Genomic DNA, 21369 nt, shown 5'->3' with positions numbered 1-21369 from the left:
CGCGTCGGATCTGCCGTGCCGCGACCGGCTACTGAGCCTGCAGCAGCGTGAACGACCTGTCTCGTACCAGCAGTGACGTCGGGTCCTCGCCCACCTGCTGCTCGGGGTCGCTCGAGATCGTGAGTGACCACGTCTCGTCGGGCAGGGTGAACTCGACCGGGGTGTCGGAGGCGTTCATCAGCCACAGGAACACGGTGTCCTCGGCCGACGACTTGAACAGCACGGCGATCGACTTGTTCGATCCGGTGGTCCAGTCGTCGTCACCCATCGCGACGCCGTCCGCGCGCTGGAAGTCGATCGTGTCGGGTCGACCGCCGCTCGTGTCGGTGGTGGTGTCGTTCTCGCCGTGGCGGAACCACACCGGACGCAGCGCCGGATGCTCGCGGCGGAGTGTGATCAGCGCCGTGGTGAACTCGACGAGTGCGTCGTCGGCGACCGCCCAGTCGAACCACGAGATCTCGTTGTCCTGGCAGTAGGCGTTGTTGTTGCCGCCCTGCGAGCGCGCGAGTTCGTCGCCTCCCAGGAGCATCGGAACGCCGGCCGAGAGAAGCAGCGTGCCGAGGAAGTTGCGGCGCTGGCGATCGCGCAGCGCGTTGACGTCCGCATCGTCCGTCGGACCCTCCGCGCCGCATCCCCACGACCGGTTGTCGGACTCGCCGTCCTGGCTGTCCTCGCCGTTCTCCTCGTTGTGCTTCTCGTCGTACATCGTGAGGTCGGCGAGAGTGAAGCCGTCGTGCGCGGTGATGAAGTTGACACTCGCGAGGGTGGGCCGGCGATCGTTCTCGTAGACGTCGGGGCTACCCGAGATACGTTGCGCCAGAGCGGGAAGGCTACCCTCCTCGCCGCGCCAGAAGTCGCGGACGTCGTCGCGGAACTTACCGTTCCACTCCGACCAGCGCGCCGGGAAGCCGCCGACCTGATAGCCGGCGGTGTCCCACGGCTCGGCGATCAACTTCACCGGGGCGAGCACCGGATCCTGATGCACCATGTCGAGGAACGCGCTGTGTCGGTCGAGGTCCTCGTCCTGACGGGTCAGGGTGCTCGCGAGGTCGAAGCGGAAGCCGTCGACGTGCATCTCGGTGACCCAGTAGCGCAACGAGTCCATGATGAGGGCGAGTGCGGCGGGACGGCCGACGTTCAGGCTGTTGCCCGTTCCCGTCGTGTCGTAGTACGAGCTGTGGTCCTCGGGGACCAGCCGGTAGTAGGACGCGTTGTCGATTCCCTTGAGGGACAGGGTGGGTCCGAGGTGGTTGCCCTCGGCGGTGTGGTTGTAGACCACGTCGAGGATCACCTCGAGGCCGGCCGCGTGCAGCGCCTTGACCATCGACTTGAACTCGGTGACCTGCCCACCCGTGTCGCCCGCACTGCTGTACTCGTTGTGCGGCGCGAGGAAGCCGATCGAGTTGTATCCCCAGTAGTTCCGGCGACCCTCCTCGAGCAGGTGCGAGTCCTGGACGAACTGATGCGTGGGCAGCAGTTCGACGGCGGTGATGCCCAGCCGTGTCAGGTGCTCGATGGCGGACGGATGCGCGAGGCCCGCGTAGGTCCCGCGGACGGCCTCGTCCACGTTCTCGTCGATCTGGGTGAACCCCTTGACGTGCACCTCGTAGACGACGGACTCGGACAACGGGATTCTCGGCGCGGCGTCGTCTCCCCAGTCGAACGAGTCGTCGACGACCACGGACCGCGGCATGAAGGGCGCGGAATCGGCGTCGTTGCGGGTCTCGGGCTCGTCGTGATGGTGGGAGAACACCGCTTCGTCCCATTCCACGGACCCCGCAACGGCTTTAGCGTAGGGGTCGAGGAGGAGCTTGGCGGCGTTGTGGCGCAACCCGGCGGCCGGATCCCACGGGCCGTCGACCCGGAATCCGTATCGCGTTCCGACGGACATGTTCTCGACGATGCCGTGGAACACGTGGCCGGTGTACTCGGGCAGTGTCGTCGACGACAGTTCGGTACCGTTCTCGTCGTACGTGACGACGGTCACCGACTCGGCCGTCTCGGTGTAGACCGCGACGTTCGCGCTCCCGTCGGGTCGAAGACTGACACCCGGGGGGTAGGGGGTGGAAGGCTGTCGTGTCACTGATGGCACCAGTTCTCTGTCGTAGGTCCAGCTCGTGGAGGGACCGGAAGTCACCCACGGAAGTCGTGCGGGTCCCAGCGTTCTTACCCGCGCACCGCCCGGACGAAACGGTGCAGGTTGAGCGCACGGGCCACCGGGTAGACATGCCCCATGACGGGCGTCCGCACGACTCGACGCATCGTGCGTGAACGAACGGCCGTCGCGGCGGGAATGCGACGTCGGCTGGCGGCGCGCGACACGGCCCTGGTGGCGGCGGGCATCACGTTCTACGGCGGCATCGCCGTCGTGCCGATGTTGCTGTTGGGTCTGCGCCTCACCACGCTGCTGCTGGGTGAGGAGACCGTCGTCGGGTACGGAGACGCCATCGCCGGACTTCTGCCGGGCGCGGCGGGCGCCCCGGGTGCAGTGCGGACCCTGTTCGACGCCGGGACCCACCTCGGGTGGCTGGGCGGCCTGGTCGCGATCCTGCCCGCCACCTTCTACGGCGAGGGCATGCGACGGGCCCTGCTCGTCTACGAGCCCGTGCGCGAATCGTTCGTCGGCTGGCGCGGTCGCGCGTCGGCGCTCCCGGTCCTGATCGTCACGCCGCTGCTCACCATCCCCGTTCTCGTGGTGGGCAACGCACTCGCCTCGGTGAACGGCGGCATCGGCGCGGGAGCGTTCCGCGTCTGGCTCGGATTCGTCACCGTCTGGCTGGTGCTCGCCGTACCCATCGGATGGACGTACCGGGTGGTCGCGCCGACCACCCTCTCGCGTACGGCAGTCGCGATCGGTGCCCTGACCACCGCGTCCTTCGTCTCGGGATTCCTGCAGGGCTACGTGCTGTTCCTCGCGATACCCATCGACTGGTCGGGCCCGTTCGGCGGCCTCGAACCCGTCGGAGCGGCCGTCGCCACGGTGCTGTGGCTGTTCCTGCTGCACATCATCGTGCTGATCGGCTGGGTGTTCACTCTCGAGTGCGACCGGGTCGCGGAGCGGGAAGCGCACTCAGAGCGTGATGGATCGACACGCTGATCTGACTGAAGCCGACGACGGCGAGGATCAGGGACACGGCGGCACCGATGGTGCCGAACAGCGGACCGGTGTCCACCACCGAGGCTCCCAGGAGAGTCACCACGACGGCGATCACGCGGGACGGGCGCTCCCACACCGTCACGACTCCGATCGACGCCATCCCCGCGGACACCGCGCGAGCCCGCGCCGTCTCGTGCAACAGGGTGAGCAGCGCGACCGCGACCACCAGGGGTGCGGGTGCTCCCAGCACCAGGAGAACCGCGAAGACGAGCATGTCCGAGAGTCGATCGGCCACCGAGTCGGCAACGTAGCCGAATGCCGTCGATCGACCGCGGAGCAGTGCGACGGCGCCGTCGAGGCTGTCCACCAGCGCCGACAGGACGAGAAGCAGTGCCGCCGCGCCGGCGCCCCACGGACCGGAACCCGCGACGGCGAGAGCCAGGACAGCGAAGAGAACCCCCACAGCGGTGACCGCGGTGGGGGCGACGCGCGCCCGCGCGAGCGGGCGGGCCAGAACGTACGTGATGGTCAGCCAGCCGTGCACCAGTGCCGACGAGTGCACGTCGTACCCGCCGTGCAGCTCGGACCACGCACGGAAGTACTGCGTGCGAGTTCTCGGCACGGAGACGACGGGTTCCGACGCATCGGAACCCGTCACGTGATCGTGGTCAGTGACCACCGGGATCAGTGAGGGACTTGCCCTCGGCCGCCTTGACGCGCTTGCGCTCGAGCAGGACCACGGCGAGGCCGGCGAGCAGGAGAACCGGGCAGGCGATGCCGGCGACCAGCACCCATCCCTCGAAGCCGCCGCCCGCTGCGGTCAGGCCCAGTCCGAGCGCGACGAAGCCCAGCGCCATCAGGAAGTAGCCCGGCCATGCGCGGCTGTCGGTGATGGCCTCACCGGCGTGCGCACGCGTGGTGCGTGCGAAATCCTGCGGCTGCTCGTTCTCGTTCTGCGCGACCACGACTTGTCCTTTCGTCGATACATCCGTGCATGCCCGTCGGACCGCCGGGGGAAACCCGGTCGGTGGGCGCTCACAGAGGGCATTCGGAACCACCTACCCCCGCGACGGCTCGTACGGAGTGACGAGGGCGACGTCGGGCGCTAGGGTGAGCGCGTCAACAGACCATGCGGTTCGTGAATCGGGACGTGAACCGCTCTACGTGAGGACGCGCCCGTGCCCTATCTCGGCCTGATCGTCGCCGTGCTCTGGATCTTCTGCCTCATCGACGTCATCACGGCCGACGAAGGTGGCATCCGTCACCTCCCGAAGACGGTCTGGCTCCTGCTCGTCGTGTTTCTTCCTCTCGCCGGGTCCGTGGCCTGGCTCGTGGCGGGCCGGCCCGTCGGCGGCGGCATCTGGGGCGGTCCCGACGCGGGACGCCGACCGAGGGCGACCCGTTTCCCCGAGTACGACGTCCGTCCCGGCCGCGCTGTCGCGACGAACTCCGAGTCCGACGAGGAGTTCCTGCGTCGGTGCCGGGAACGCGCTCAGCAGCAGCGCGACGCCGCCCGTCGCACCAGGAATCCCGAGCACGACTGACGCGTACGCGTCGTCCCGACCGGTCGGCCACGTGGGTTAGGGTCGGCTAATGCATGACGCACCTCCGTCCACCGGCGGGGCCATCCTGCGCCGCACCACCCGGCGCCACCGTGTGCGACTCGTCGGTTCGTCGGCCCTGTTCTGTGTGCACCAGTTCTGCGAGACGATGGTGCCGGTCGCCATCGGTCTCATCATCGGCCGCGCGGTCGAGACCGGCGACGTCACCGCGATGATCGTCTCGTTGCTGGGGCTGGCGGGCCTGTTCGTCGTCCTCTCCTACGCGTACCGCATCGGCGCCCGCATCATCGTCGTCGCGATCGAGCGGGAAGCACACCTGCTACGCGTGGAGGTCGCGGGACGCGTGCTCGACCCGCGCGGCGTCCAGGTCGATCTCGGCCCCGGCGAGCTGTTGACGGTCAGCACCTCGGACGCCGAGAAGACCTCGTGGGCGCTCGACGCCATCGCCCGGGTCGCCGCCGCTGTCACCGCCCTCGTCGTCACGGCGGTGGCACTTCTCGTCATCGATGTGCCGCTCGGGCTGGCCGTCGTCATCGGCACGCCTGTCCTTCTCCTTCTCCTCCAGTTGTGTGCGCCGTTCCTCACCCGCGCCGCGACCGATCAGCAGGCGGAGGTGGCCCGCGTCTCGGGTCTCGCCACCGATCTCGTCAGCGGCGTACGGCCCCTCCGCGGTATCGGCGCCGAGGACGTCGCGTCCCGGCGGTTCGTGCAGTCGAGCCGACGTGCACTGGCCGCGACGATGCGTCTGGCCCGTGGCAACAGCGTGTATCTCGGTGTCTCGGCGACGGTGGGCGCGCTGCTGTCCGCCGCCGTGGCCGGCACGGCCGGGTTCCTCGCTCTCGAGGGCCGGATCTCCGTCGCCGAGCTGATCACTGTCGTCGGACTGGCGCAGTTCCTCATCGAGCCGCTGAGTTCGCTCTCCCGACTTCCCGGCTTCCTCGCGGTCATCCGCGGATCAGCGGACCGGTTGGCATTGGTTCTCGGCGCCGACCCGGTGGTCACCTCCACCGGTACGCGGTCCCCCGACACCTCGTCCGTCGGACTCGACGACCTGTCCTACGGGACCTTGACGCATCTCGACCTCCATCTCGAGCGCGGTGAGATCGTCGGCGTCGTCGCCTACCGGCCGCAGGACGCCGATGCACTGGCCGCCGTCCTCTCCGGCCAGGTGTCGCCCGACGACGTCACCGGACGGCTGACGGTCGGCGGCGTCGACGTGGCCGAGCTCGCGCTCCCCGAGGTCCGCCGCACCGTGCTGGTGGAACCGCACACGTCGGATCTGTTCGCCGGCACGGTGCGGTCCAACATCGCTCTGGACCGCGGGAGCGACCTCGACGCCGCGGTGACCGCCTCCGCCGTCACCGACATCGTCGCCATGCACGACGGCGGTCTCGACCATCCGGTGACCGACCGCGGTGCCAGCCTGTCCGGTGGGCAACGCCAACGAGTCGCCCTCGCCCGCGCACTCGCGGCGCAGCCACCGGTACTCGTCCTCCACGATCCGACCACCGCCGTCGACGCGGTGACCGAACACGCCATCGCCACCGGCATCGCGGGACTGCGTCACGACGGCGACGCCCGCACCCAGACGACGGTGCTCATCACCACCAGCCCCGCGCTCCTCGCGGTCACCGACCGCGTCGTCGTGCTCGACGAGGGGCGCGTCGCGACCGTCGGCACCCACCACGGGTTGGCGGAGACGGACGAGCGCTACCGAGAGGCGGTTCTGCGATGACCGAACCGACCGCACTGCTGCCCATCGCGAGTGGACGGCGATGCTGGACGTTCCTTCGCGGCGAACTCCGTGCGCGGCGGGGATCGGTCGCGCTCACCGTCGCCATCGGCGTGGTCGCGGCGGCGATGGCGCTGATTCCCGTGTACGTCTTCGGCATGCTCGTCGATCGGGTGACCGAGGGCGCACCGACGTCCACGATCGTCGGTGTCGTGACGGTCATCGGCGCTGCGGCGGTCGCGGGCGGTGTCTTCACCGGGATCGGCGCCTACACCGTCAGTCTGCTCGGCGAGAAGATGTTGGCCTCGCTGCGCGAGCGGGTCCTCGGTCGCGCACTCCACCTCCCGGTGAGCACACTGGAGCGAGTCGGCAAGGGAGACCTGCTCTCCCGCGTCGGGGACGACATCGCGGTGATGGCGAAATCGCTCGGCGAAGTGGTGCCGAACATCCTCGCCGCCGTGCTGCTGGTCCTGCTCAGTCTGATCACGATGCTCGGGCTCGACTGGCGTCTGGGACTCGCGGGCATGGTGGCGATCCCGATGTACGTGATGGCCCTGCACTGGTATCTGCCGAGGTCCGCCCCGATGTACGCCGCCGAGCGCGTCGCGATGGGCGAGCGCGCCCAGTCTCTGGTCAGCAGCATGCAGGGGGCCCGCACCGTGCGGGCGTACGGCATGGAGGGTGAGCACCTCGCGCGCATCGACGCATCGTCCGGCAAGGCTCGCGACGTCGCCGTCACCGTCTTCCGTCTCTTCACCCGGTTCGGCTCGCGCAGCAACCGGGCCGAGTGCGTCGGCCTCTCGGTCATCCTCACCGTCGGCTTCCTGCTGGTGCGCGAGGACGCCGTCACCGTCGGTCAGACCACCGCGGCGGCACTGCTGTTCCACCGGCTCTTCAACCCGATCGGCATGCTGCTGTACTCGTTCGACGACATCCAGTCGGCCGGGGCCTCCCTCGCACGACTGGTGGGCGTCATCGATCTGCCCGACGACCGCTCTCCCGGGACCGAGGCGGAGCCCGCCGACGGCACCGTCGTCGTGACGAACCTCCGCCACTCCTACGACGGGGTCGACGACGTCCTGCACGGGATCGATCTGCGGATCGACGACGGCACGACGGTGGCGCTGGTCGGCTCGACCGGCGCCGGCAAGTCCACCATCGCCGCGCTCGTGGCGGGCTCGATGCGAGCGGACTCCGGATCGGTCCGGGTGGGCGGGGTGTCGCTCGACGACATCGGCTCCGATCGACTGCGCCGGCACGTCGCGATCGTCAGCCAGGAGGTGCACGTGTTCGCCGGACCGCTCATCGACGATCTGCGGCTCGCGGCACCGGACGCGGATCGGGAGACGGTCGAACACGCGCTGCGGACGGTCGGCGCGCATTCGTGGGTGAGCACCCTCGAGGACGGTCTCGACACGGTGGTCGGCGAGGGCGGCGTCGAGCTGACTCCGTCTCGCGCGCAACAGATCGCACTGGCCCGTATCGTCCTGGCCGATCCGGCGGTCGCCGTCCTCGACGAAGCCACCGCCGAAGCCGGCAGCGCCGGCGCGCGCGACCTCGAGGAGGCCGCCCGGGCCGCCACTCGCGGACGGACGACGATCGTCGTCGCCCACCGCCTCACCCAGGCGGCGAGCGCCGACAGCGTCGTGGTGCTCGAGCACGGCCGCATCGTCGAGCAGGGGCCGCACCGGGACCTGGTGGAGTCGGGCGGCCGGTACTCCGAACTCTGGTCCGCGTGGCGAGGGCGCTAGTCCTCACGTCGTCAGACGGAGCGACGGAACAGCCGCGAACTCGCCCGGCACCGCGGCACCGGACGTGACCACCAGCGCGTACTCCCCGGCATCGCGCACGGTCGCGCCACGGCGGAACACGCGCAGACGCCCGGGATCGCGGCCCTCGGCCCGCATCGCCTCGACGTCCTCGGGGGTCGGCTCGCGCGCGACGGACGCCGACACCGTGCCGCCCGGCTCGGCGGACGGTTCGGGCAGCGGGAGGTCGGGAGCGAGCGGGTCGGTGTCCAGCAGGAGAGCCGTGCGGCCCGGCCGCACCAGCGCTGCAGCGACCGTCAGCAGACGGTGGTTCGTCGTCCGCACCTGCGCGGATCGGCCACGGTGCAGGGCCCGCAGGGCGGACCACTCCTCCGTACCCGGGTCGAACAGCTCTGCGGGCGCGCCCATCTCGATCATCGAGGACACCACGGCACTGGGCGTGGTGTCGCCGACCGTCAGGGGCCAGCGCGGGAAGAGGGATCCGGGCCAGACGTACCCGGTCTCCCCCGCCCAGTCGGCCGGGTACGCCTGCGGCGCCTTCGCGGCCAGGGCGCGACGATGGCTCGCGTGCACCGAGTCGTCACCGAGCCAGGGCGGCAGTCGGCCGTCGTCGCGCAACTCGTCGTACGTCCACGCACGCCCGTCGCTGTAGTCGAGGAGCCGTGCCTCCAGGGCCTCCGCCCGCCCGCGGGCCGCCCACTCCCGGCAGGTCGCGATCCCGTAGGCCACGAGCGCCGGGGTGAATCCCCGCCACATCACCACCGCCGGGTGGTTCTTCCACCCGTAGGAGGGCCATACCAGGGCGCGCAGGATCTGGAAGGTCTCGACGCGTTGCTTCCCGAGCCGCTTGTCGTCGAGCAGCTGTGCGCTGCGGGCGAAGCCGGGGTCGGGGAGGAACGTCTGCATTTCGAGAGGGTGACCGACGAGGGCCGCGTCGAAACGAGGGTGCCTCTGCGGAGTTGCGACCTGCTCGAGTCGAACCCTGTGCCGACCCCTCTCACTGCGACAGCATCGTGTGTCATGACGATCTCCGTCGAGACGAGCTCCACCGACTCCGGGCAGTGGCGTCTCGCCGCGGTGTGCCGCGGCGAGCGCAGCGACCTGTTCTTCTCCCCCGCCGGAGAGGGACGACGAGCTGCCCGCGAACGCGAGGAGATCGCGAAGAGGCTGTGCGCACACTGCCCGGTGATCGCTCGGTGCCGCGAAGTGGCTCTCGAGTCCGCCGAACCGTACGGAGTGTGGGGCGGGTTGACCGCCCGCGAACGGCGTCAGGTGCGCCGGGCCGTCTGACGCGCGACCGTGCGCACGGGCCCGGTACTCCCGCGCACGACGAGTGACGGCTCGACCACCAGCTCGGCGGGCGCGAGGCTCTCGTCCTCGAGGCGGGCGATGGCGAACCGCACCGCCGTCGCGGCCAGACCCTCGGCGTCCTGCCGGACGGTCGTGAGATCGATGCGCGAGAGGTGCGCCAGCTCGCTGTCATCGTATCCCACTACCGAGACATCATCGGGCACAGCGATTCCGGCACGGTGGAACGCGTCCATCAGTCCCACCGCGCACAGATCGTTGCCGGCCATCACCGCGGTGGGCACCCGCCGCTCGGCGACCATGCGCGTTCCGGCGGCACTGCCCGCCTCCTCGGTGTGCGCACCCGGCCACACCACGGCGGGAAGACCGCGCTCGTCCATCGCGGCACGGAAGGCGGCGCGACGCTCGGTCGCACCGGAGTCGGTACCACCGTCGACGTGGTGGATGTCCACGTGCCCGAGACCGACGAGGTGGTCGACCGCCTGACGCACTCCGTGGTCGTCGGCGCTGCGCACGATGTCGAAGTCGGTGGCGGGCAGGGCCCGTCCGATCATGACCACCACCGCCCGCTCCTCGAGATGCGCGACGTACTCGGGTGAGGACGACGGACCGAGCAGGATCACGCCTTCGCAGCGATGGCTGAGCAGCGCCTCGATCGCCTTCGTCTCGTCCCGGCCGGGCGCGCTCGCGGACAGCAACACCTCGTACCCGGCCGCCTCGGCCACGGGATAGATGTGGGTCACGAGATCGGCCTGGAACGGCTGTCGCACGTCGATCACGACCCCCAACGTCCTGCTCCGCCCGCGCGCGAGGAGTCGCGCAGCGTTGTCGGGTCGATAGTCGAGTTCGCGCGCAGCGGCGAGGACACGGTCGCGAGTGTCGTCACTCGCACCCGGTTTGCCACTGAGGACGAACGACACCAGGGTCCGGGACACTCCCGCCAGAGCGGCGACGTCACTCATCGTCGTCTTGCGGCTGCGGGGCGGCGTGGACACCGGCACTCCTCTGGGACGGGGCTTGACACGGAAGCGTGATCCACCTCATAGTAGCTTAAGCGCGTTACTTAAGCGCGTTAGTGCCACAGCACGAGCGCCGGACATTCTTCGAGAGGAACCCCCGAGACATGAGCACGATTCGCGTCGGATCCGCCCCCGACTCCTGGGGAGTGTGGTTCCCCGAGGATCCTCAGCAGACCCCGTACGGCCGCTTCCTCGACGAGGTGTCGGCGTCGGGCTACGAGTGGATCGAACTGGGCCCGTACGGCTACCTGCCCACTGATCCGCAGAAGCTGCTGTCGGAGTTGGGCTCTCGGGGTCTCAAGCTGTCGGCCGGCACGGTGTTCGAACACCTGCATCAGGACGACGCGTGGGACGCGGTGTGGACTCAGATCGAGGACGTCGCCAAGCTGACCGCCGCCGCCGGCGGCAAGCACGTCGTCGTCATCCCCGAGATGTGGCGTGACCCCTCCACCGGCGCGGTGCTCGAGGACCGCGACCTCACGGCGGACCAGTGGCGCAAGAAGACCGAGGGCATGAACGAGCTCGGTAAGCGCATGTTCGAGCAGTACGGCGTCAAGGCGCAGTACCACCCGCACGCCGACAGCCACGTCGACACCGAGGAGAACGTGTACCGCTTCCTCGACGGCACCTCGAGCGAGTTCGTGAACCTGTGCCTCGACACCGGCCACATCAGCTACTGCGGCGGTGACAACATCGCGATCATCGAGCGGGCGCCCGAGCGCATCGGGTACCTCCACCTCAAGCAGGTGAACGAGGAGGTCCGCGCCAGGGTCGCAGCGGAGGATCTGCCGTTCGGCGAGGCCGTCAAGCTCGGCGCCATGACGGAACCGCCGCTCGGCATCCCGGACATGCCCCCGCTCCTGAAGACCATCGAGCGCCTCGCGGACGACGGCAAGCTCACCGCGGACATCTTCGCGATCGTCGAGCAGGACATGTACCCGTGCGCCGTCGACGCTCCCCTGCCGATCGCGCAGCGCACCCGGAAGTACCTGGGCTCCTGCGGCATTCCCGCCGTCACGTTCGCCTGACCACACTTTCGCACCTACAGAAACGGATTGACACGATGACCACCGAACTCCGCATCGCGGTCCTGGGTGTCGGCATGATGGGTGCCGATCACGTCGCCCGCATCACCTCGAAGATCACCGGCGCCCGCGTCGCCGTGATCAACGACTACGTCAGCGCGAAGGCCCACGAACTCGCCGCGACCATCCCCGGCTGCCGCGTCGTCGAGGATCCCCTCGACGCGATCGCCGACCCCGAGGTCGACGCCGTCGTCCTGGCCACTCCCGGCCCGACCCACGAGAAGCAGCTTCTCGCGTGTCTCGAGCACGGCAAGCCCGTCATGTGCGAGAAGCCGCTGACCACCGATGTGGCCACGTCCCTCGCCGTCGTGGAAGCCGAGGCCGCGCTGGGCAAGAAGCTCATCCAGGTCGGATTCATGCGCCGCTTCGACACCGAGTACGACCAGCTCAAGGCACTCATCGATTCCGGCGAGCTCGGCCGTCCGCTGGTGGTGCACTGCGCACACCGCAACCCCGCCGTGCCGCCGCACTTCGACAGCGCGATGATCGTGCGCGACTCGCTGGTGCACGAGGTGGACGTCACGCGCTTCCTCCTCGACGAGGAGATCACGTCGGTGCAGATCATCAGCCCGTCGGCCAATCCGTCGGCACCGCAGGGCCTGCGGGATCCGCAGATCGCCATCTTCACCACGGAGTCCGGTCGACACGTCGACGCCGAGGTGTTCGTCACCACCGGCGTCGCCTACGAGGTGCGCACCGAGGTCGTGGCCGAGCACGGCAGCGCGATGATCGGTCTCGACGTCGGCCTCGTCCGCAAGTCCGCTCCTGGAACCTGGGGCGGCACCATCACTCCCGGCTTCGTGCAGCGCTTCGGCCAGGCCTACGACACCGAGATCCAGCGCTGGGTCGACGCGGTGAAGGCCGGCGCCGAGACGGGCAACTACGTCGACGGCCCCGGAGCGTGGGACGGATACGCTGCAGCCGCGGTGTGCGAGGCCGGCGTGAAGTCGCTCGAGTCCGGTGCCCCGGTCGCCGTCGAGATGGTGCAGCGCTCGTCCATCGTCGGAGCCTGAGATGAAGATCGCGCTCGATCCGACGCCGTTTCATCATTCGCATTCGCTGCTCGAGCTGCCCGCCGTGGTGGCCGATCTGGGGTACGAGTGGTTGCAGCTCACCCCGCACGTGGACATGATCCCGTTCTTCAACCATCCCAAGGCCGATGACGGGTTGGTCGCGAAGTTCCGCAAGGCGTGCTCGGACGCCGGCGTCGGGATCGCGTCGGTGTTGCCGGTGCTGCGGTGGTCCGGTCCCGACGAGGACGCCCGCGAGGCGGCCGTGCGGTACTGGAAGCGGGCCATCCAGATCACCGTCGACCTCGGGGTGTCGACGATGAACACCGAGTTCTCCGGTCGACCGGAGAAGCCGGAGGAGTCCGAGCGGGCGTTCTACCGGTCGATGGAGGAACTGGTCCCCATCATCGAGCGCGAGGGTCTCGACGTCCTGATCGATCCGCATCCGGACGATTTCGTCGAGGACGGGCTCGCCGCGATCCGCACCATCCGCGGGGTCAATTCCCCGAACATCGGGATGGTGATCGTGGCGTGCCACCAGTTCCACATGGGTGGTGACCTGCCGGCGATCATGGCCGCCGCCGGGGACATGGTGCGTCTTGTGCACGTGGCGGACACGATGGATCATCACCGTTCGCACGGGTTGCGGTACATCACCAACCCACCCGGCAACGCGGTGCGGGTGCACCAGCACCTGAAGATCGGCGACGGCGACGTCGACTGGGACCGGTTCTTCGGCGGCCTCGGCTCACTCGGGTTCTACGACAACGACACCGTCATGGTGTCGAGTGTGTTCGCCGAGAACGAGAACGCCCACGACGTCTCCCGCTACCAGCTCGAGACGATGACCCGGTACGTCGAGAAGTACCGGGCCTGATCGCCTCTCACGAGATGTGTCAGGACGGCTGGACCCCGGGGGTGCGCACGATCATGGGCACCCCCGGGAACACCGCCGCCATCTCGGCGCGCGACTTCCGCAGCGCCGCAGTGCCGTAGCCCTTCTTCCGGTGTCCGGGGTGGATCCACACCCGGAGGTCGATGTCGCCACCGGCGAGCTCGCCGAAGACGATGCCCACCTTCTCCGCGCCCTCGCGTGCGACGAACCACGCGGCCTGCTCGGAGTCGAGGCGGTCCCGTGCCGCCGCCAGCTCGGTGTCCAGATCACCGGCCGCTCCGCCGGATCCGTCACCCGCGGAACCGACGTCCGCGAGGCGGGCGGCGAACAGGTCGCGGTCGTCGTCCGAGAACGCTTCCAGCACCAGGGTCTCTCCCGCGCTGGCGGGACGCTCGGCCAACGTGAAGTTCAGGCGGCTGTCCAAGTCCTCGAGCTCGGCGGCGTTGCTCCGGCGGGCGTCCTTGGTGAGGCTGGCGAACGACATGCCCATGACGGCCTCGCCGCCCAACCGTGACGTGCCGAGCAGGGTGGCGATCGCCTCCACGGCGTCGGGCCGGGTCTCGGCCTCGACGATGACGTCGAGCACCTCGTGACGACGTTCGAAGGCCGCCAGTAGGGCGGACGTGATCTCTCGGCGAGCGGCAACATGATCGTGATCGGTCATCGCGTGATCATAGGGCTTCGCCCCCGTGCGCGGTTTGCGTACTCGGGGATGCGCGAAAGGCTCACGGGGGGATCATGGACCCATGCACCCGAGACCGCTTCGCAGGATGGGTTTTCTCACGATCGGACTGTTCGACGGGGACGACCCCGCGGCCGGGCACGAGTCGACGCTCGCGATCATCGAGCTGGGCGAACGTCTCGGCTTCGACAGCGCCTGGTTGCGGCATCGCCACCTGCAGTACGGCATCTCCTCCCCCGTCGCCGTGCTGGCCGCCGCATCGCAGCGGACCTCGCGGATCGAGTTCGGCACCGCCGTGACTCCGCTGGGGTGGGAGAACCCGGTGCGGCTGGCCGAGGACCTCGCCACCGTCGACATCCTGTCCGGCGGGCGCCTGAATCCCGGGGTCAGCGTGGGCCCGCCGATGAACTTCGACCGGCTCAGGGATGCGCTGTACCCCGACACCGCCGATCGGGAGGACTTCAGCTACGCCCGGGTCGAGCGGCTCCTCGCCGCGATCCGAGGCGATCGTCTGACGGACTTCGAGGGGATGGACGGCATCGAGGTGCATTCCTCACGCGCACAGCCTCATTCGCCCGGTCTCGCGTCCCGGATGTGGTACGGCGGAGCGTCGCTCGGGTCGGCTCGCTGGGCCGGCGCGAACGGTATGAACTTCCTGACGAGCAGCGTCGTGAAGGCCGAGGAGGACGACGACTTCGACCGCATCCAGCTCTCCCACATCGAGGCTTTCCGCTCGGCACACTCGGCGGGGAACGGTGCTCGGGTCTCGCAGGGCTTGGTGGTGATTCCGACCGACTCGGCCACATCGAGCCAGCGTGCCCGCTACCAGGAGTACGCCGATGCCCGTCTGGGCCGCACCCGGTCACCGGTCGGCCCGGCCCGCCTGCTGTTCGCTCCCGATCTGGTGGGCACCACCGAGCAGCTCGTGGAGCAGTTGCAGGCGCGCGCAGCCTTCCGGGAGATCGACGAGGTGGCGTTCGCTCTGCCTTTCAGCTTCGACCCCGACGACTACGTGCAGATTCTCACCGACATGGCGACGACGCTCGGGCCGGCGCTCGGGTGGTCACCGGCCGGTGGGCTCGAGGAGTAGACGCGCGGCAGCACGCGCACGGTCGAAGGGCCGCTCGACCACTCCCATTCCCGCGCACACCAGCGCGCCCTCGTGCACGAGCATCAGCAGGTCGGCCGTGCCCACCGGGTCGGGCACGCCTGCGGCCGCGAGGATGTCGACGAACAGATCGGCCATCCAGCGCTTCTGGCCGATGATCACCGGAAAGGCCGGGTGGGCGGGGTCGCTGATCTCCGCGTGCGCGTTGACCATGCTGCATCCCTTGCCACTTCGCTGCGCCGTCCACTCGGCCGAGGCGACGAACACCGCATCGATCCGATCGCCGGCGTCGTCGGCGGAGACGGCACCCAGCCGGACGGCGAGGAACTCGCGCCACTGACGGTCACGTTCCCGCAGGTACTCCACGACGAGCCGTTCCTTGGACTCGAAGCGGTCGTACAACGTCTTCTTCGTGACGCCGGCTCGCGCCGCGATCGTGTCGACGCCGACCGCGTGAATGCCCTGCTCGTAGAACAGCTCGTCGGCCGCGGCCAGCACGGCACGCGCCTTCGGCGTCCAGGCGACCTCGGATGTCATGTTTCGAACTATACCGATCTGTGTAGTCTGCTGTCATGAGTAGACAGATCGGTATACCTGTGGATCGACGCACTGCCGTCGGGTCGGTACTGGCGGGCGCGGCGTTCGTACTCTGCTGGTCGTCCGGTTTCATCGGCGCGAAGATCAGCGGTGAGCACGCTGCCGTCACCACCGTCCTGATGTGGCGGTTCCTCCCCCTCGCCCTGCTGCTCGCACCGACGTGGCTCCTCGGGTCTCGCCGAGTTCGAGGCCCGGACCTTCGGCGGCAGGTGATCGTGGGCTTTCTGTCACAGTCCGGCTACCTCCTCACTGTGTACTGGGCCATCGGCCTCGGGGTCTCCACCGGCACCACGGCCCTCGTCGACGGAGTGCAGCCACTCGTCGCGGCAGCGCTGGCGGGCCCCCTGCTGGGCGCGGCGGCCTCGGGCCGACAATGGATCGGGCTCCTGATCGGTTCTCTCGGCGTCGCGCTCGCCACCGTTGCGGACGCCACGGCGACCACCGCGACCACCCCGGCGTGGGCCTACCTCGTTCCGCTGGTGGGAATGATGTCTCTGGTCGCCGCGACCTTCGTCGACCGTCGCGCCCAGCGACCGGCACCCGTCAGCGCCCTCGGAATCCACTGCGCCACATCGGCCGTCGTCTTCACCGCCGGCGCGGTCGCGACGGGCACCGCGGTACCGCCGACGACACTCGACTTCTGGGCGGCGACGGCGGGACTGGTGGTGTTCGCGACGTTCGGTGGGTACGGGCTGTACTGGTATCTGCTCGACCGGGTGGGGGTGACGAGGGTGAACGCTCTGATGTTCCTCGTACCGCCCGTCACCACCGTGTGGGGCGCCCTGCTCTTCGGCGAGCCGTTCACCGCCCTCACCGCGATCGGTCTGGCGCTGACCTTCGTGGCCATCACTGTCGTCACGATGCGTCCCCGGGCCGGAACCCGACGGGACATCCCGGAGTCGTCGCTAGCATCGGTGTCATGACGGACGGCCGGGAGTACACCGAGGACGGCCACCACATCGTGATCGACGGGCGGAAGTGGCGCGCCACCGATCCCGACATTCCCGAGGAGCGCGGCGCCGAACTGCGGTCGATCCTGATGGCGTGGCGACGCGACGTCCGCCGGACCGGCGGCGCCGCGGAGTCCCGCGCCGGTGTACAGGCCGCCAAGGTCGCTCTCGGCGAACGTGGCACGCCGTGGTGGGAACAGTCCGACGACGAACGCCGCGCGCGTTGGGAGACCGACGTCCCGAGGCCCGGTACCGACGACGCGTAGTCGGCCGCCGTCCGGGTAACCCTCGCCCATGGCCGACGACCACGCCCCCGCCCCGCGACCGCGCAGCGTGCTCCCACCCGTGCTCCACGATCAGCCGATCCGGGCACGCGGGCGCGACCTCGTGCGTGTCGCCGATCTGGACGAGAGGGGCGTGGCCGAGGTGCGCACCGACGACCACGGGGTGCTCGCGGTCGGCATCCGGCCCGACGGGACACCGTTCGCCGTCGCGAACACGTGCCGACACCAACTCGCCAAGCTCGGGCGCGGGCGGGTGACCGAGAACGGCTGCCTCCAGTGCCCCTGGCACAGGGCGGAATTCGACGTGACCGACGGGTCCATGGTGTCCGGGCCCAAGGGAGTGATCTTCGGTTTCCCGCCCTACTCCGCAGTGGTGGCCGCCGTCGGACGCGCCGTACCGCTCACCACCGCGCAGGTGGAGATCGTCGACGGCGTCATCCGACTCGCTCACTGACCACGTCCGCGGGGATCCTGTCGAACCACGGCCGCGCCACCTCGAGCTCCGCGGCGAGCACCAGCAGCCGAGTCTCCCCACCCGGTGGCGCCAGGAAGTGCACGCCGACGGGCAGACCGTCGACTGTCGCCGAGAGCGGAACACTCATCGCCGGCCGCCCGGTCAGATTGGCCGATTGCGTGTACGGGACAGCGGACAGGCTGCGCATCACCGCGTCCTGCACCGCGCCGAGCCGTCCGAGAATCGGTCCGAGTCGCAGCGCGAGCGCGAGCCGGGCGCCCACCCTCTCGACGAACGGGGTGTCGAAGGCGCCGATCAGCGGCGCGGGACCCGCCGTCGTGGGTGTCATGAGCAGATCGAAGCGGCGGTGGAATGCAGCGATGGCGCGGACGTGGTCCTGCCAGCGTGCCAGTGCCACATCGTGATCCACCGCTCTCGTGGCGCGCCCGATCTCGGCGAGGACCAGCGTGTCGAGTTCGAACTGCGTCGTGGTGGGCCGCGCCGTGGCCGACGCGGACGACACCTCGGCGGCGAGGTGGACGAACCACGGCACGAGGAAGTCTCTGGCCAGCTGCTCCTCGTCGAACGGCGAGGCGACCTCCTCGACGGTGTGGCCCAGTTCGACGAGCAGGTCGCGGGCGCGGTCGAGCGCGGCGAGGACGTCCGGGTGGGGTGCGTCGTTCAGCGCCGATCGCGCCGCGACCCCGATCCGGAGCCGAGGACCCGGCCGGCCGAGTGCCTCCACATGGGGCGTCGACGGGGCCGCGAACTCGAAGGGAGCGTCGTCGTCCGAGCCGCGCACGATGTCGAGGAACGCGGCCGAGTCGCGCACGGAGCGGGTGAGCACACTGGTGACGGCGCTCCCGAAGAGCATCTCCCCGGCGCGGGGCCCGGCAGGGACGACTGCCCGGCCAGGCTTGAGTCCGAACAGGCCGCAGTACGCCGCGGGGATGCGGATGGAGCCGCCGCCGTCACTGGCGCCGGCGACGGGCACGATGCCCGACGCCACCGCGGCGGCCGAACCACCGGAGGAGCCACCGGGTGTGCGGGCGGGATCCCACGGGTTGCGGGTCGCACCGTGCGCCTGCGGCTCGGTGACTCCCTTGGCGCCGAATTCGGGTACGGCCGTGCGGCCCAGGACGACGACCCCGGCGTCGAGCCACCGTTGCACCACGGTGTCCGTGACCCGGGGCCTGGACGACGCCCCCGAGCGTGACCCCGACGTCTCGACGATCCCGGCCTGAGCCTGGAAGAGATCCTTGAGCAGGAACGGCACTCCCGCCATCGGACCGGACAAGGCGCCCGCGGCCCGCACTCGCGCGGCATCCTCCTGCCACTGCACGAGGGCGTTCAGGGTGGGATCCACCTCGCGCGCTCGCGCGATCGCGACCTCGACCAACTCCGCGGCCGTCACGTCGCCGGACGCGACCAGCTGGGCGAGCCCGGTCGCGTCGTGGGCCCGGTACTCGTCGAATCTCATGGCGCTCAGACTAGGTGCGAGTGCCGCCCGCGAGCGCCGGTGTCGTCGAAGTCTGGACACCGCACGGCCTGTGACCCCGGGAACCGATCACGTTCCAGCAGAGACGATCGCTCGGTCCACGACGCGCCGCAGCTGCTGCTGCTCTGCCTCGTTCCGAGGTGCGTAGAGGTAGAGATAGCTGTCCGGCAGTCCCACGAGGGAACGCCCGGCCAGCGGATGCCGCTCTCCCCAGCCACGCGAGACGATCTCGGCGACGTCCCGCGGATCGGCGACCACGTGCATCGACCCTTGCGCGTCGTGCACGTGGGCGATCTCTCCGCGAGCACGCCGAGCGGCGGCGCTGCGCGGGTGATCGACGTGGAGCGCGTCGCCTCGACGTTCCAGATGGCTACGCGCGCTGTGGCATCCGTCGGTGGAGCTCAGGATCGTCAGGTGATCCTGCAACGACCGGACGCTGACGGGATCGCCGTCGGACACCACCTGCCGGTGCGGGATCGGGAACGGTGCCATGACGGGTCGACTGCCGCGGTCCGGCAACTCGAGCGCACCGACGGCGGCCCGGATATCGTTGTCGCGCAGTCGAATGGTCTCTCGACAGAGGGGGCGTAGAGCGGTCATGACCACCCAGCCGACCGGATTGTCGGGGAGCCCGCCCGGCCCGATCGCGCGCCAGCGTCGATAGTCGTCCAGGATCGCGCGCAGACCTGGCGTACGACGAACCGTGTTCATGACCCACCCCCATGTGCGACGGCCCCCACGACCGACCGTCGCATCATGCCCCGGGTGCACCCGGCGAGCAACGGGCTCGTCGCACACGAGAGTCAGTGCGCGGCGACCGCCTCGGCGGGCCGCACGGCCTTGTAGGCGAGTGCACCGACCACACCACCGATCAGCGGGAAGACCAGGAACACCCACAGTTGCGAGAGTGCGCTTCCGCCGGCGATCAGCGCAGGCCCGATGGAGCGCGCCGGGTTGACCGACGTCGAGTCGACCCCGATGGCGAGCAGATGCACGAACGCGAGCGTCAGTCCGATCGGAACCCCGGCTGCCGCAACGGAATGCGGCCCTGTCACGCCGAGTACGACCAGCACGAGAACTGCCGTTGCCACGATCTCCACGATCGCGACGGCGAGAAGCGAGTAGTTTCCTGCCGAGGCGTCGCCGTATCCGTTGGCGCCGAGACCGTCGACCGTTCGGTCGTATCCGGGTCGACCCGTCGCCATGGCGTAGACCACCAGGGCGCCGACGAGTCCGCCGATCACCTGTGCGGCGGCGTATCCGGCGGCGCGGGCGGCCGTCATGCGGCCGGTTACGAGGAACGCGAGCGTGACCGCCGGGTTGATGTGGCAACCGGACACGGGTCCGAGCACGAACACCATCGCGAGCAGTGTCAGGCCGAAGGCGAGCGCGATTCCGGTGGTGCCGACGTCGTCGCCCGCCAGGACGGCGGTGCCCACACCTCCGATCACGAGAACGGCGGTGCCGATGGCCTCGGCGATGTAGACGGTGAACTTGGTCATCGTCGTCCTCCTCGTCGGGTGCGGCGCTCGTCGATCTTGCGCTTGGCGTAGCCCCACGTCACGCGGCCCAGGCCCTCGAAGAGTCGGCTGGACAGGCTCCGACGGGCGCTCATGCGCGCACCTCGTCGGTGCATTTCTCGATCGTGGTCATCATGGTTCCCTTCTTCGACCGGCCCGCGGAGCGCGAGTCGGTGTGTGTGGTCGGACGAAACTGTGGTCAGGCGGCCGTGCGGTGGCCACCGACCTTCACGTCGTGCACGACGACGTCGACACGGCTGCAGGTGAGTCCGGTCAGTGCCGTCACCGCACTGGAGACGTTGCGGCGGACGTCCGCTGCGACGTCGGCGATGGATATTCCGTAGTCCGCCACCAGATCGAGCGAGACGACTGCGGTGCGGTCGTCCACCTCGACCGACACCCCCTGTGTGTGCCTCGCCCCGTCGACGCCCACTGCGGACCGGAGTACGTCCAGCGCACGAGAACCGGCCGGTTCCAGGGCGTGGAGGCCCGGTACCTCTCGTGCGGCGATGCCGGCGACGGTGGCGACCACGGCATCCGCGACGACTGTGCGGCCGCGATCTCTGCGGTCGGTTCGGTCGTCACTGTGGTCGACGGTCGATGCGACGGACGTCCTCACGGCGTTTCCTGTCGCAGTCTGCGGGGCGTTCACTTCAGGTCCTCTCTCTGGACTGTGACGGCTCGTCACAGTCATTGAGTCGGGTCCTCACCACGAAAACGCACGTCGGAAATCAAGTGATGCGCATCACATCGGTTTGCGCGTGATCCTGCGCGGGAACAGTCACGTCGGGGAAAGTAG

At 69.5% G+C, this 21369-nt stretch carries 23 protein-coding genes; 12 read left to right on the top strand and 11 right to left on the bottom strand.

The features are described from left to right. Positions 1-28 precede the first annotated feature (28 nt). Positions 29-2083: a glycogen debranching protein GlgX gene (gene glgX, locus BR07_RS0111680; protein WP_027505603.1), complete on the bottom strand. Its 2055-nt coding sequence runs from the start codon at positions 2081-2083 to the stop codon at positions 29-31. 150 nt (positions 2084-2233) lie between these two features. Between glgX and BR07_RS24285 the strand changes: the two genes are divergently transcribed. Beyond that, positions 2234-3097, top strand: a complete 864-nt coding sequence (locus tag BR07_RS24285; protein ID WP_051613317.1) for a YhjD/YihY/BrkB family envelope integrity protein — start codon at positions 2234-2236, stop codon at positions 3095-3097. Here BR07_RS24285 and BR07_RS0111670 read toward each other — a convergent pair. Both BR07_RS0111670 and BR07_RS0111665 read right to left on the bottom strand, forming a co-directional pair. Beyond that, entirely contained in the window at positions 3030-3755 is a 726-nt protein-coding gene (locus BR07_RS0111670) for a CDP-alcohol phosphatidyltransferase family protein (RefSeq protein ID WP_197027781.1), read from the bottom strand. The genes BR07_RS24285 and BR07_RS0111670 overlap by 68 nt on opposite strands. Positions 3756-3765: 10 nt before the next feature. Beyond that, on the bottom strand, positions 3766-4062 hold the full coding sequence (locus BR07_RS0111665; protein ID WP_027505601.1) for a hypothetical protein: 297 nt from the start codon (positions 4060-4062) through the stop codon (positions 3766-3768). Positions 4063-4275: 213 nt separating this feature from the next. On the opposite strand from BR07_RS0111665, the gene BR07_RS0111660 reads away from it, so the two are divergent. Genes BR07_RS0111660 through BR07_RS0111650 form a run of 3 tightly spaced genes read left to right on the top strand, consistent with a single transcriptional unit; the run spans position 4276 to position 8142 of the window. Next, positions 4276-4641 carry a PLD nuclease N-terminal domain-containing protein gene (locus tag BR07_RS0111660; RefSeq protein WP_027505600.1) on the top strand — a complete coding sequence of 122 codons (366 nt, stop codon included), beginning with the start codon at positions 4276-4278 and terminating at the stop codon, positions 4639-4641. Positions 4642-4690: 49 nt separating this feature from the next. Beyond that, positions 4691-6394: an ABC transporter transmembrane domain-containing protein gene (locus BR07_RS0111655; RefSeq protein WP_037185702.1), complete on the top strand. Its 1704-nt coding sequence runs from the start codon at positions 4691-4693 to the stop codon at positions 6392-6394. Then, positions 6391-8142: an ABC transporter ATP-binding protein gene (locus tag BR07_RS0111650; protein WP_027505598.1), complete on the top strand. Its 1752-nt coding sequence runs from the start codon at positions 6391-6393 to the stop codon at positions 8140-8142. Before BR07_RS0111655 ends, BR07_RS0111650 begins: the two co-directional genes overlap by 4 nt. 3 nt (positions 8143-8145) lie before the next feature. Here BR07_RS0111650 and BR07_RS27355 read toward each other — a convergent pair whose 3' ends face one another. After that, on the bottom strand, positions 8146-9066 hold the full coding sequence (locus BR07_RS27355; protein ID WP_027505597.1) for an MSMEG_6728 family protein: 921 nt from the start codon (positions 9064-9066) through the stop codon (positions 8146-8148). A 114-nt stretch (positions 9067-9180) separates the two neighbouring features. On the opposite strand from BR07_RS27355, the gene BR07_RS0111640 reads away from it, so the two are divergent. Then, complete coding sequence (locus BR07_RS0111640; protein WP_027505596.1) at positions 9181-9450, top strand: WhiB family transcriptional regulator; 270 nt, start codon at positions 9181-9183, stop codon at positions 9448-9450. Here BR07_RS0111640 and BR07_RS0111635 read toward each other — a convergent pair. Then, positions 9429-10430, bottom strand: a complete 1002-nt coding sequence (locus BR07_RS0111635; protein WP_037185774.1) for a LacI family DNA-binding transcriptional regulator — start codon at positions 10428-10430, stop codon at positions 9429-9431. The two genes, BR07_RS0111640 and BR07_RS0111635, sit on opposite strands and share 22 nt — an antisense overlap. A gap of 161 nt (positions 10431-10591) precedes the next feature. Here BR07_RS0111635 and BR07_RS0111630 point away from each other — a divergent pair, with 161 nt between their 5' ends. The 3 genes from BR07_RS0111630 to BR07_RS0111620 are packed head-to-tail and all read left to right on the top strand — an operon-like array spanning position 10592 to position 13459. Further along, complete coding sequence (locus tag BR07_RS0111630; RefSeq protein ID WP_027505594.1) at positions 10592-11515, top strand: sugar phosphate isomerase/epimerase family protein; 924 nt, start codon at positions 10592-10594, stop codon at positions 11513-11515. 35 nt (positions 11516-11550) lie between these two features. Next, on the top strand, positions 11551-12585 hold the full coding sequence (locus tag BR07_RS0111625; protein ID WP_027505593.1) for a Gfo/Idh/MocA family protein: 1035 nt from the start codon (positions 11551-11553) through the stop codon (positions 12583-12585). A 1-nt stretch (position 12586) separates the two neighbouring features. Then, positions 12587-13459 carry a sugar phosphate isomerase/epimerase family protein gene (locus BR07_RS0111620; RefSeq protein ID WP_027505592.1) on the top strand — a complete coding sequence of 291 codons (873 nt, stop codon included), beginning with the start codon at positions 12587-12589 and terminating at the stop codon, positions 13457-13459. 19 nt (positions 13460-13478) lie between these two features. On the opposite strand, the gene BR07_RS0111615 is transcribed toward BR07_RS0111620, so the two are convergent. Then, the gene (locus tag BR07_RS0111615; protein ID WP_027505591.1) at positions 13479-14141 is read right to left on the bottom strand and encodes a GNAT family N-acetyltransferase; all 663 of its coding nucleotides are present in this window, start codon (positions 14139-14141) and stop codon (positions 13479-13481) included. A 106-nt stretch (positions 14142-14247) separates the two neighbouring features. Between BR07_RS0111615 and BR07_RS0111610 the strand changes: the two genes are divergently transcribed. Then, positions 14248-15249, top strand: a complete 1002-nt coding sequence (locus BR07_RS0111610) for an LLM class flavin-dependent oxidoreductase (protein WP_231476308.1) — start codon at positions 14248-14250, stop codon at positions 15247-15249. Here the strand turns inward: BR07_RS0111610 and BR07_RS24280 are convergent. Beyond that, on the bottom strand, positions 15223-15804 hold the full coding sequence (locus BR07_RS24280) for a TetR/AcrR family transcriptional regulator (protein ID WP_037185701.1): 582 nt from the start codon (positions 15802-15804) through the stop codon (positions 15223-15225). The genes BR07_RS0111610 and BR07_RS24280 overlap by 27 nt on opposite strands. Before the next feature lie 35 nt (positions 15805-15839). On the opposite strand from BR07_RS24280, the gene BR07_RS0111600 reads away from it, so the two are divergent. Genes BR07_RS0111600 through BR07_RS26250 form a run of 3 tightly spaced genes read left to right on the top strand, consistent with a single transcriptional unit; the run spans position 15840 to position 17552 of the window. Then, on the top strand, positions 15840-16787 hold the full coding sequence (locus BR07_RS0111600) for a DMT family transporter (RefSeq protein ID WP_051613316.1): 948 nt from the start codon (positions 15840-15842) through the stop codon (positions 16785-16787). After that, the gene (locus tag BR07_RS0111595) at positions 16784-17080 is read left to right on the top strand and encodes a hypothetical protein (protein WP_027505588.1); all 297 of its coding nucleotides are present in this window, start codon (positions 16784-16786) and stop codon (positions 17078-17080) included. Before BR07_RS0111600 ends, BR07_RS0111595 begins: the two co-directional genes overlap by 4 nt. 28 nt (positions 17081-17108) lie before the next feature. Then, positions 17109-17552 carry a Rieske (2Fe-2S) protein gene (locus BR07_RS26250; RefSeq protein WP_051613314.1) on the top strand — a complete coding sequence of 148 codons (444 nt, stop codon included), beginning with the start codon at positions 17109-17111 and terminating at the stop codon, positions 17550-17552. Here BR07_RS26250 and BR07_RS0111585 read toward each other — a convergent pair. The 4 genes from BR07_RS0111585 to BR07_RS0111565 all read right to left on the bottom strand — a co-directional run bounded on the left by BR07_RS0111585 (position 17533) and on the right by BR07_RS0111565 (position 21189). After that, a complete protein-coding gene (locus BR07_RS0111585) occupies positions 17533-19032 on the bottom strand; it encodes an amidase (RefSeq protein ID WP_027505587.1) in 1500 nt (499 codons plus the stop codon). The genes BR07_RS26250 and BR07_RS0111585 overlap by 20 nt on opposite strands. 87 nt (positions 19033-19119) lie before the next feature. Then, the gene (locus BR07_RS26245) at positions 19120-19761 is read right to left on the bottom strand and encodes a luciferase domain-containing protein (protein WP_051613312.1); all 642 of its coding nucleotides are present in this window, start codon (positions 19759-19761) and stop codon (positions 19120-19122) included. Between the two features lie 92 nt (positions 19762-19853). Then, positions 19854-20552, bottom strand: coding sequence for an aquaporin (locus tag BR07_RS24265; protein ID WP_037185699.1), 699 nt, complete (start codon positions 20550-20552; stop codon positions 19854-19856). Positions 20553-20769: 217 nt separating this feature from the next. Further along, positions 20770-21189 (bottom strand): Asp23/Gls24 family envelope stress response protein, encoded by a 420-nt coding sequence (locus BR07_RS0111565; RefSeq protein ID WP_197027780.1) that lies wholly within the window; start codon positions 21187-21189, stop codon positions 20770-20772. Positions 21190-21369 lie beyond the last annotated feature (180 nt).

The organism is Rhodococcus sp. UNC23MFCrub1.1 (assembly GCF_000686025.1).
Classification (GTDB): Bacteria; Actinomycetota; Actinomycetes; order Mycobacteriales; family Mycobacteriaceae; genus Rhodococcoides.
This window is presented reverse-complemented; position numbering and strand designations above follow the sequence as displayed.

Bases quoted from the DNA above. Each gene is read 5' to 3' on its own strand.
- BR07_RS24285 (WP_051613317.1), top strand. From the start codon at position 2,234: ATGACGGGCGTCCGCACGACTCGACGCATCGTGCGTGAACGAACGGCC.
- BR07_RS0111655 (WP_037185702.1), top strand. From the start codon at position 4,691: ATGCATGACGCACCTCCGTCCACCGGCGGGGCCATCCTGCGCCGCACC.
- BR07_RS0111650 (WP_027505598.1), top strand. From the start codon at position 6,391: ATGACCGAACCGACCGCACTGCTGCCCATCGCGAGTGGACGGCGATGC.
- BR07_RS27355 (WP_027505597.1), bottom strand. From the start codon at position 9,066: ATGCAGACGTTCCTCCCCGACCCCGGCTTCGCCCGCAGCGCACAGCTG.
- BR07_RS0111640 (WP_027505596.1), top strand. From the start codon at position 9,181: ATGACGATCTCCGTCGAGACGAGCTCCACCGACTCCGGGCAGTGGCGT.
- BR07_RS0111635 (WP_037185774.1), bottom strand. From the start codon at position 10,430: ATGAGTGACGTCGCCGCTCTGGCGGGAGTGTCCCGGACCCTGGTGTCG.
- BR07_RS0111630 (WP_027505594.1), top strand. From the start codon at position 10,592: ATGAGCACGATTCGCGTCGGATCCGCCCCCGACTCCTGGGGAGTGTGG.
- BR07_RS0111625 (WP_027505593.1), top strand. From the start codon at position 11,551: ATGACCACCGAACTCCGCATCGCGGTCCTGGGTGTCGGCATGATGGGT.
- BR07_RS0111620 (WP_027505592.1), top strand. From the start codon at position 12,587: ATGAAGATCGCGCTCGATCCGACGCCGTTTCATCATTCGCATTCGCTG.
- BR07_RS0111615 (WP_027505591.1), bottom strand. From the start codon at position 14,141: ATGACCGATCACGATCATGTTGCCGCTCGCCGAGAGATCACGTCCGCC.
- BR07_RS0111610 (WP_231476308.1), top strand. From the start codon at position 14,248: ATGGGTTTTCTCACGATCGGACTGTTCGACGGGGACGACCCCGCGGCC.
- BR07_RS24280 (WP_037185701.1), bottom strand. From the start codon at position 15,804: ATGACATCCGAGGTCGCCTGGACGCCGAAGGCGCGTGCCGTGCTGGCC.
- BR07_RS0111600 (WP_051613316.1), top strand. From the start codon at position 15,840: ATGAGTAGACAGATCGGTATACCTGTGGATCGACGCACTGCCGTCGGG.
- BR07_RS0111595 (WP_027505588.1), top strand. From the start codon at position 16,784: ATGACGGACGGCCGGGAGTACACCGAGGACGGCCACCACATCGTGATC.
- BR07_RS26250 (WP_051613314.1), top strand. From the start codon at position 17,109: ATGGCCGACGACCACGCCCCCGCCCCGCGACCGCGCAGCGTGCTCCCA.
- BR07_RS0111585 (WP_027505587.1), bottom strand. From the start codon at position 19,032: ATGAGATTCGACGAGTACCGGGCCCACGACGCGACCGGGCTCGCCCAG.
- BR07_RS26245 (WP_051613312.1), bottom strand. From the start codon at position 19,761: ATGAACACGGTTCGTCGTACGCCAGGTCTGCGCGCGATCCTGGACGAC.
- BR07_RS24265 (WP_037185699.1), bottom strand. From the start codon at position 20,552: ATGACCAAGTTCACCGTCTACATCGCCGAGGCCATCGGCACCGCCGTT.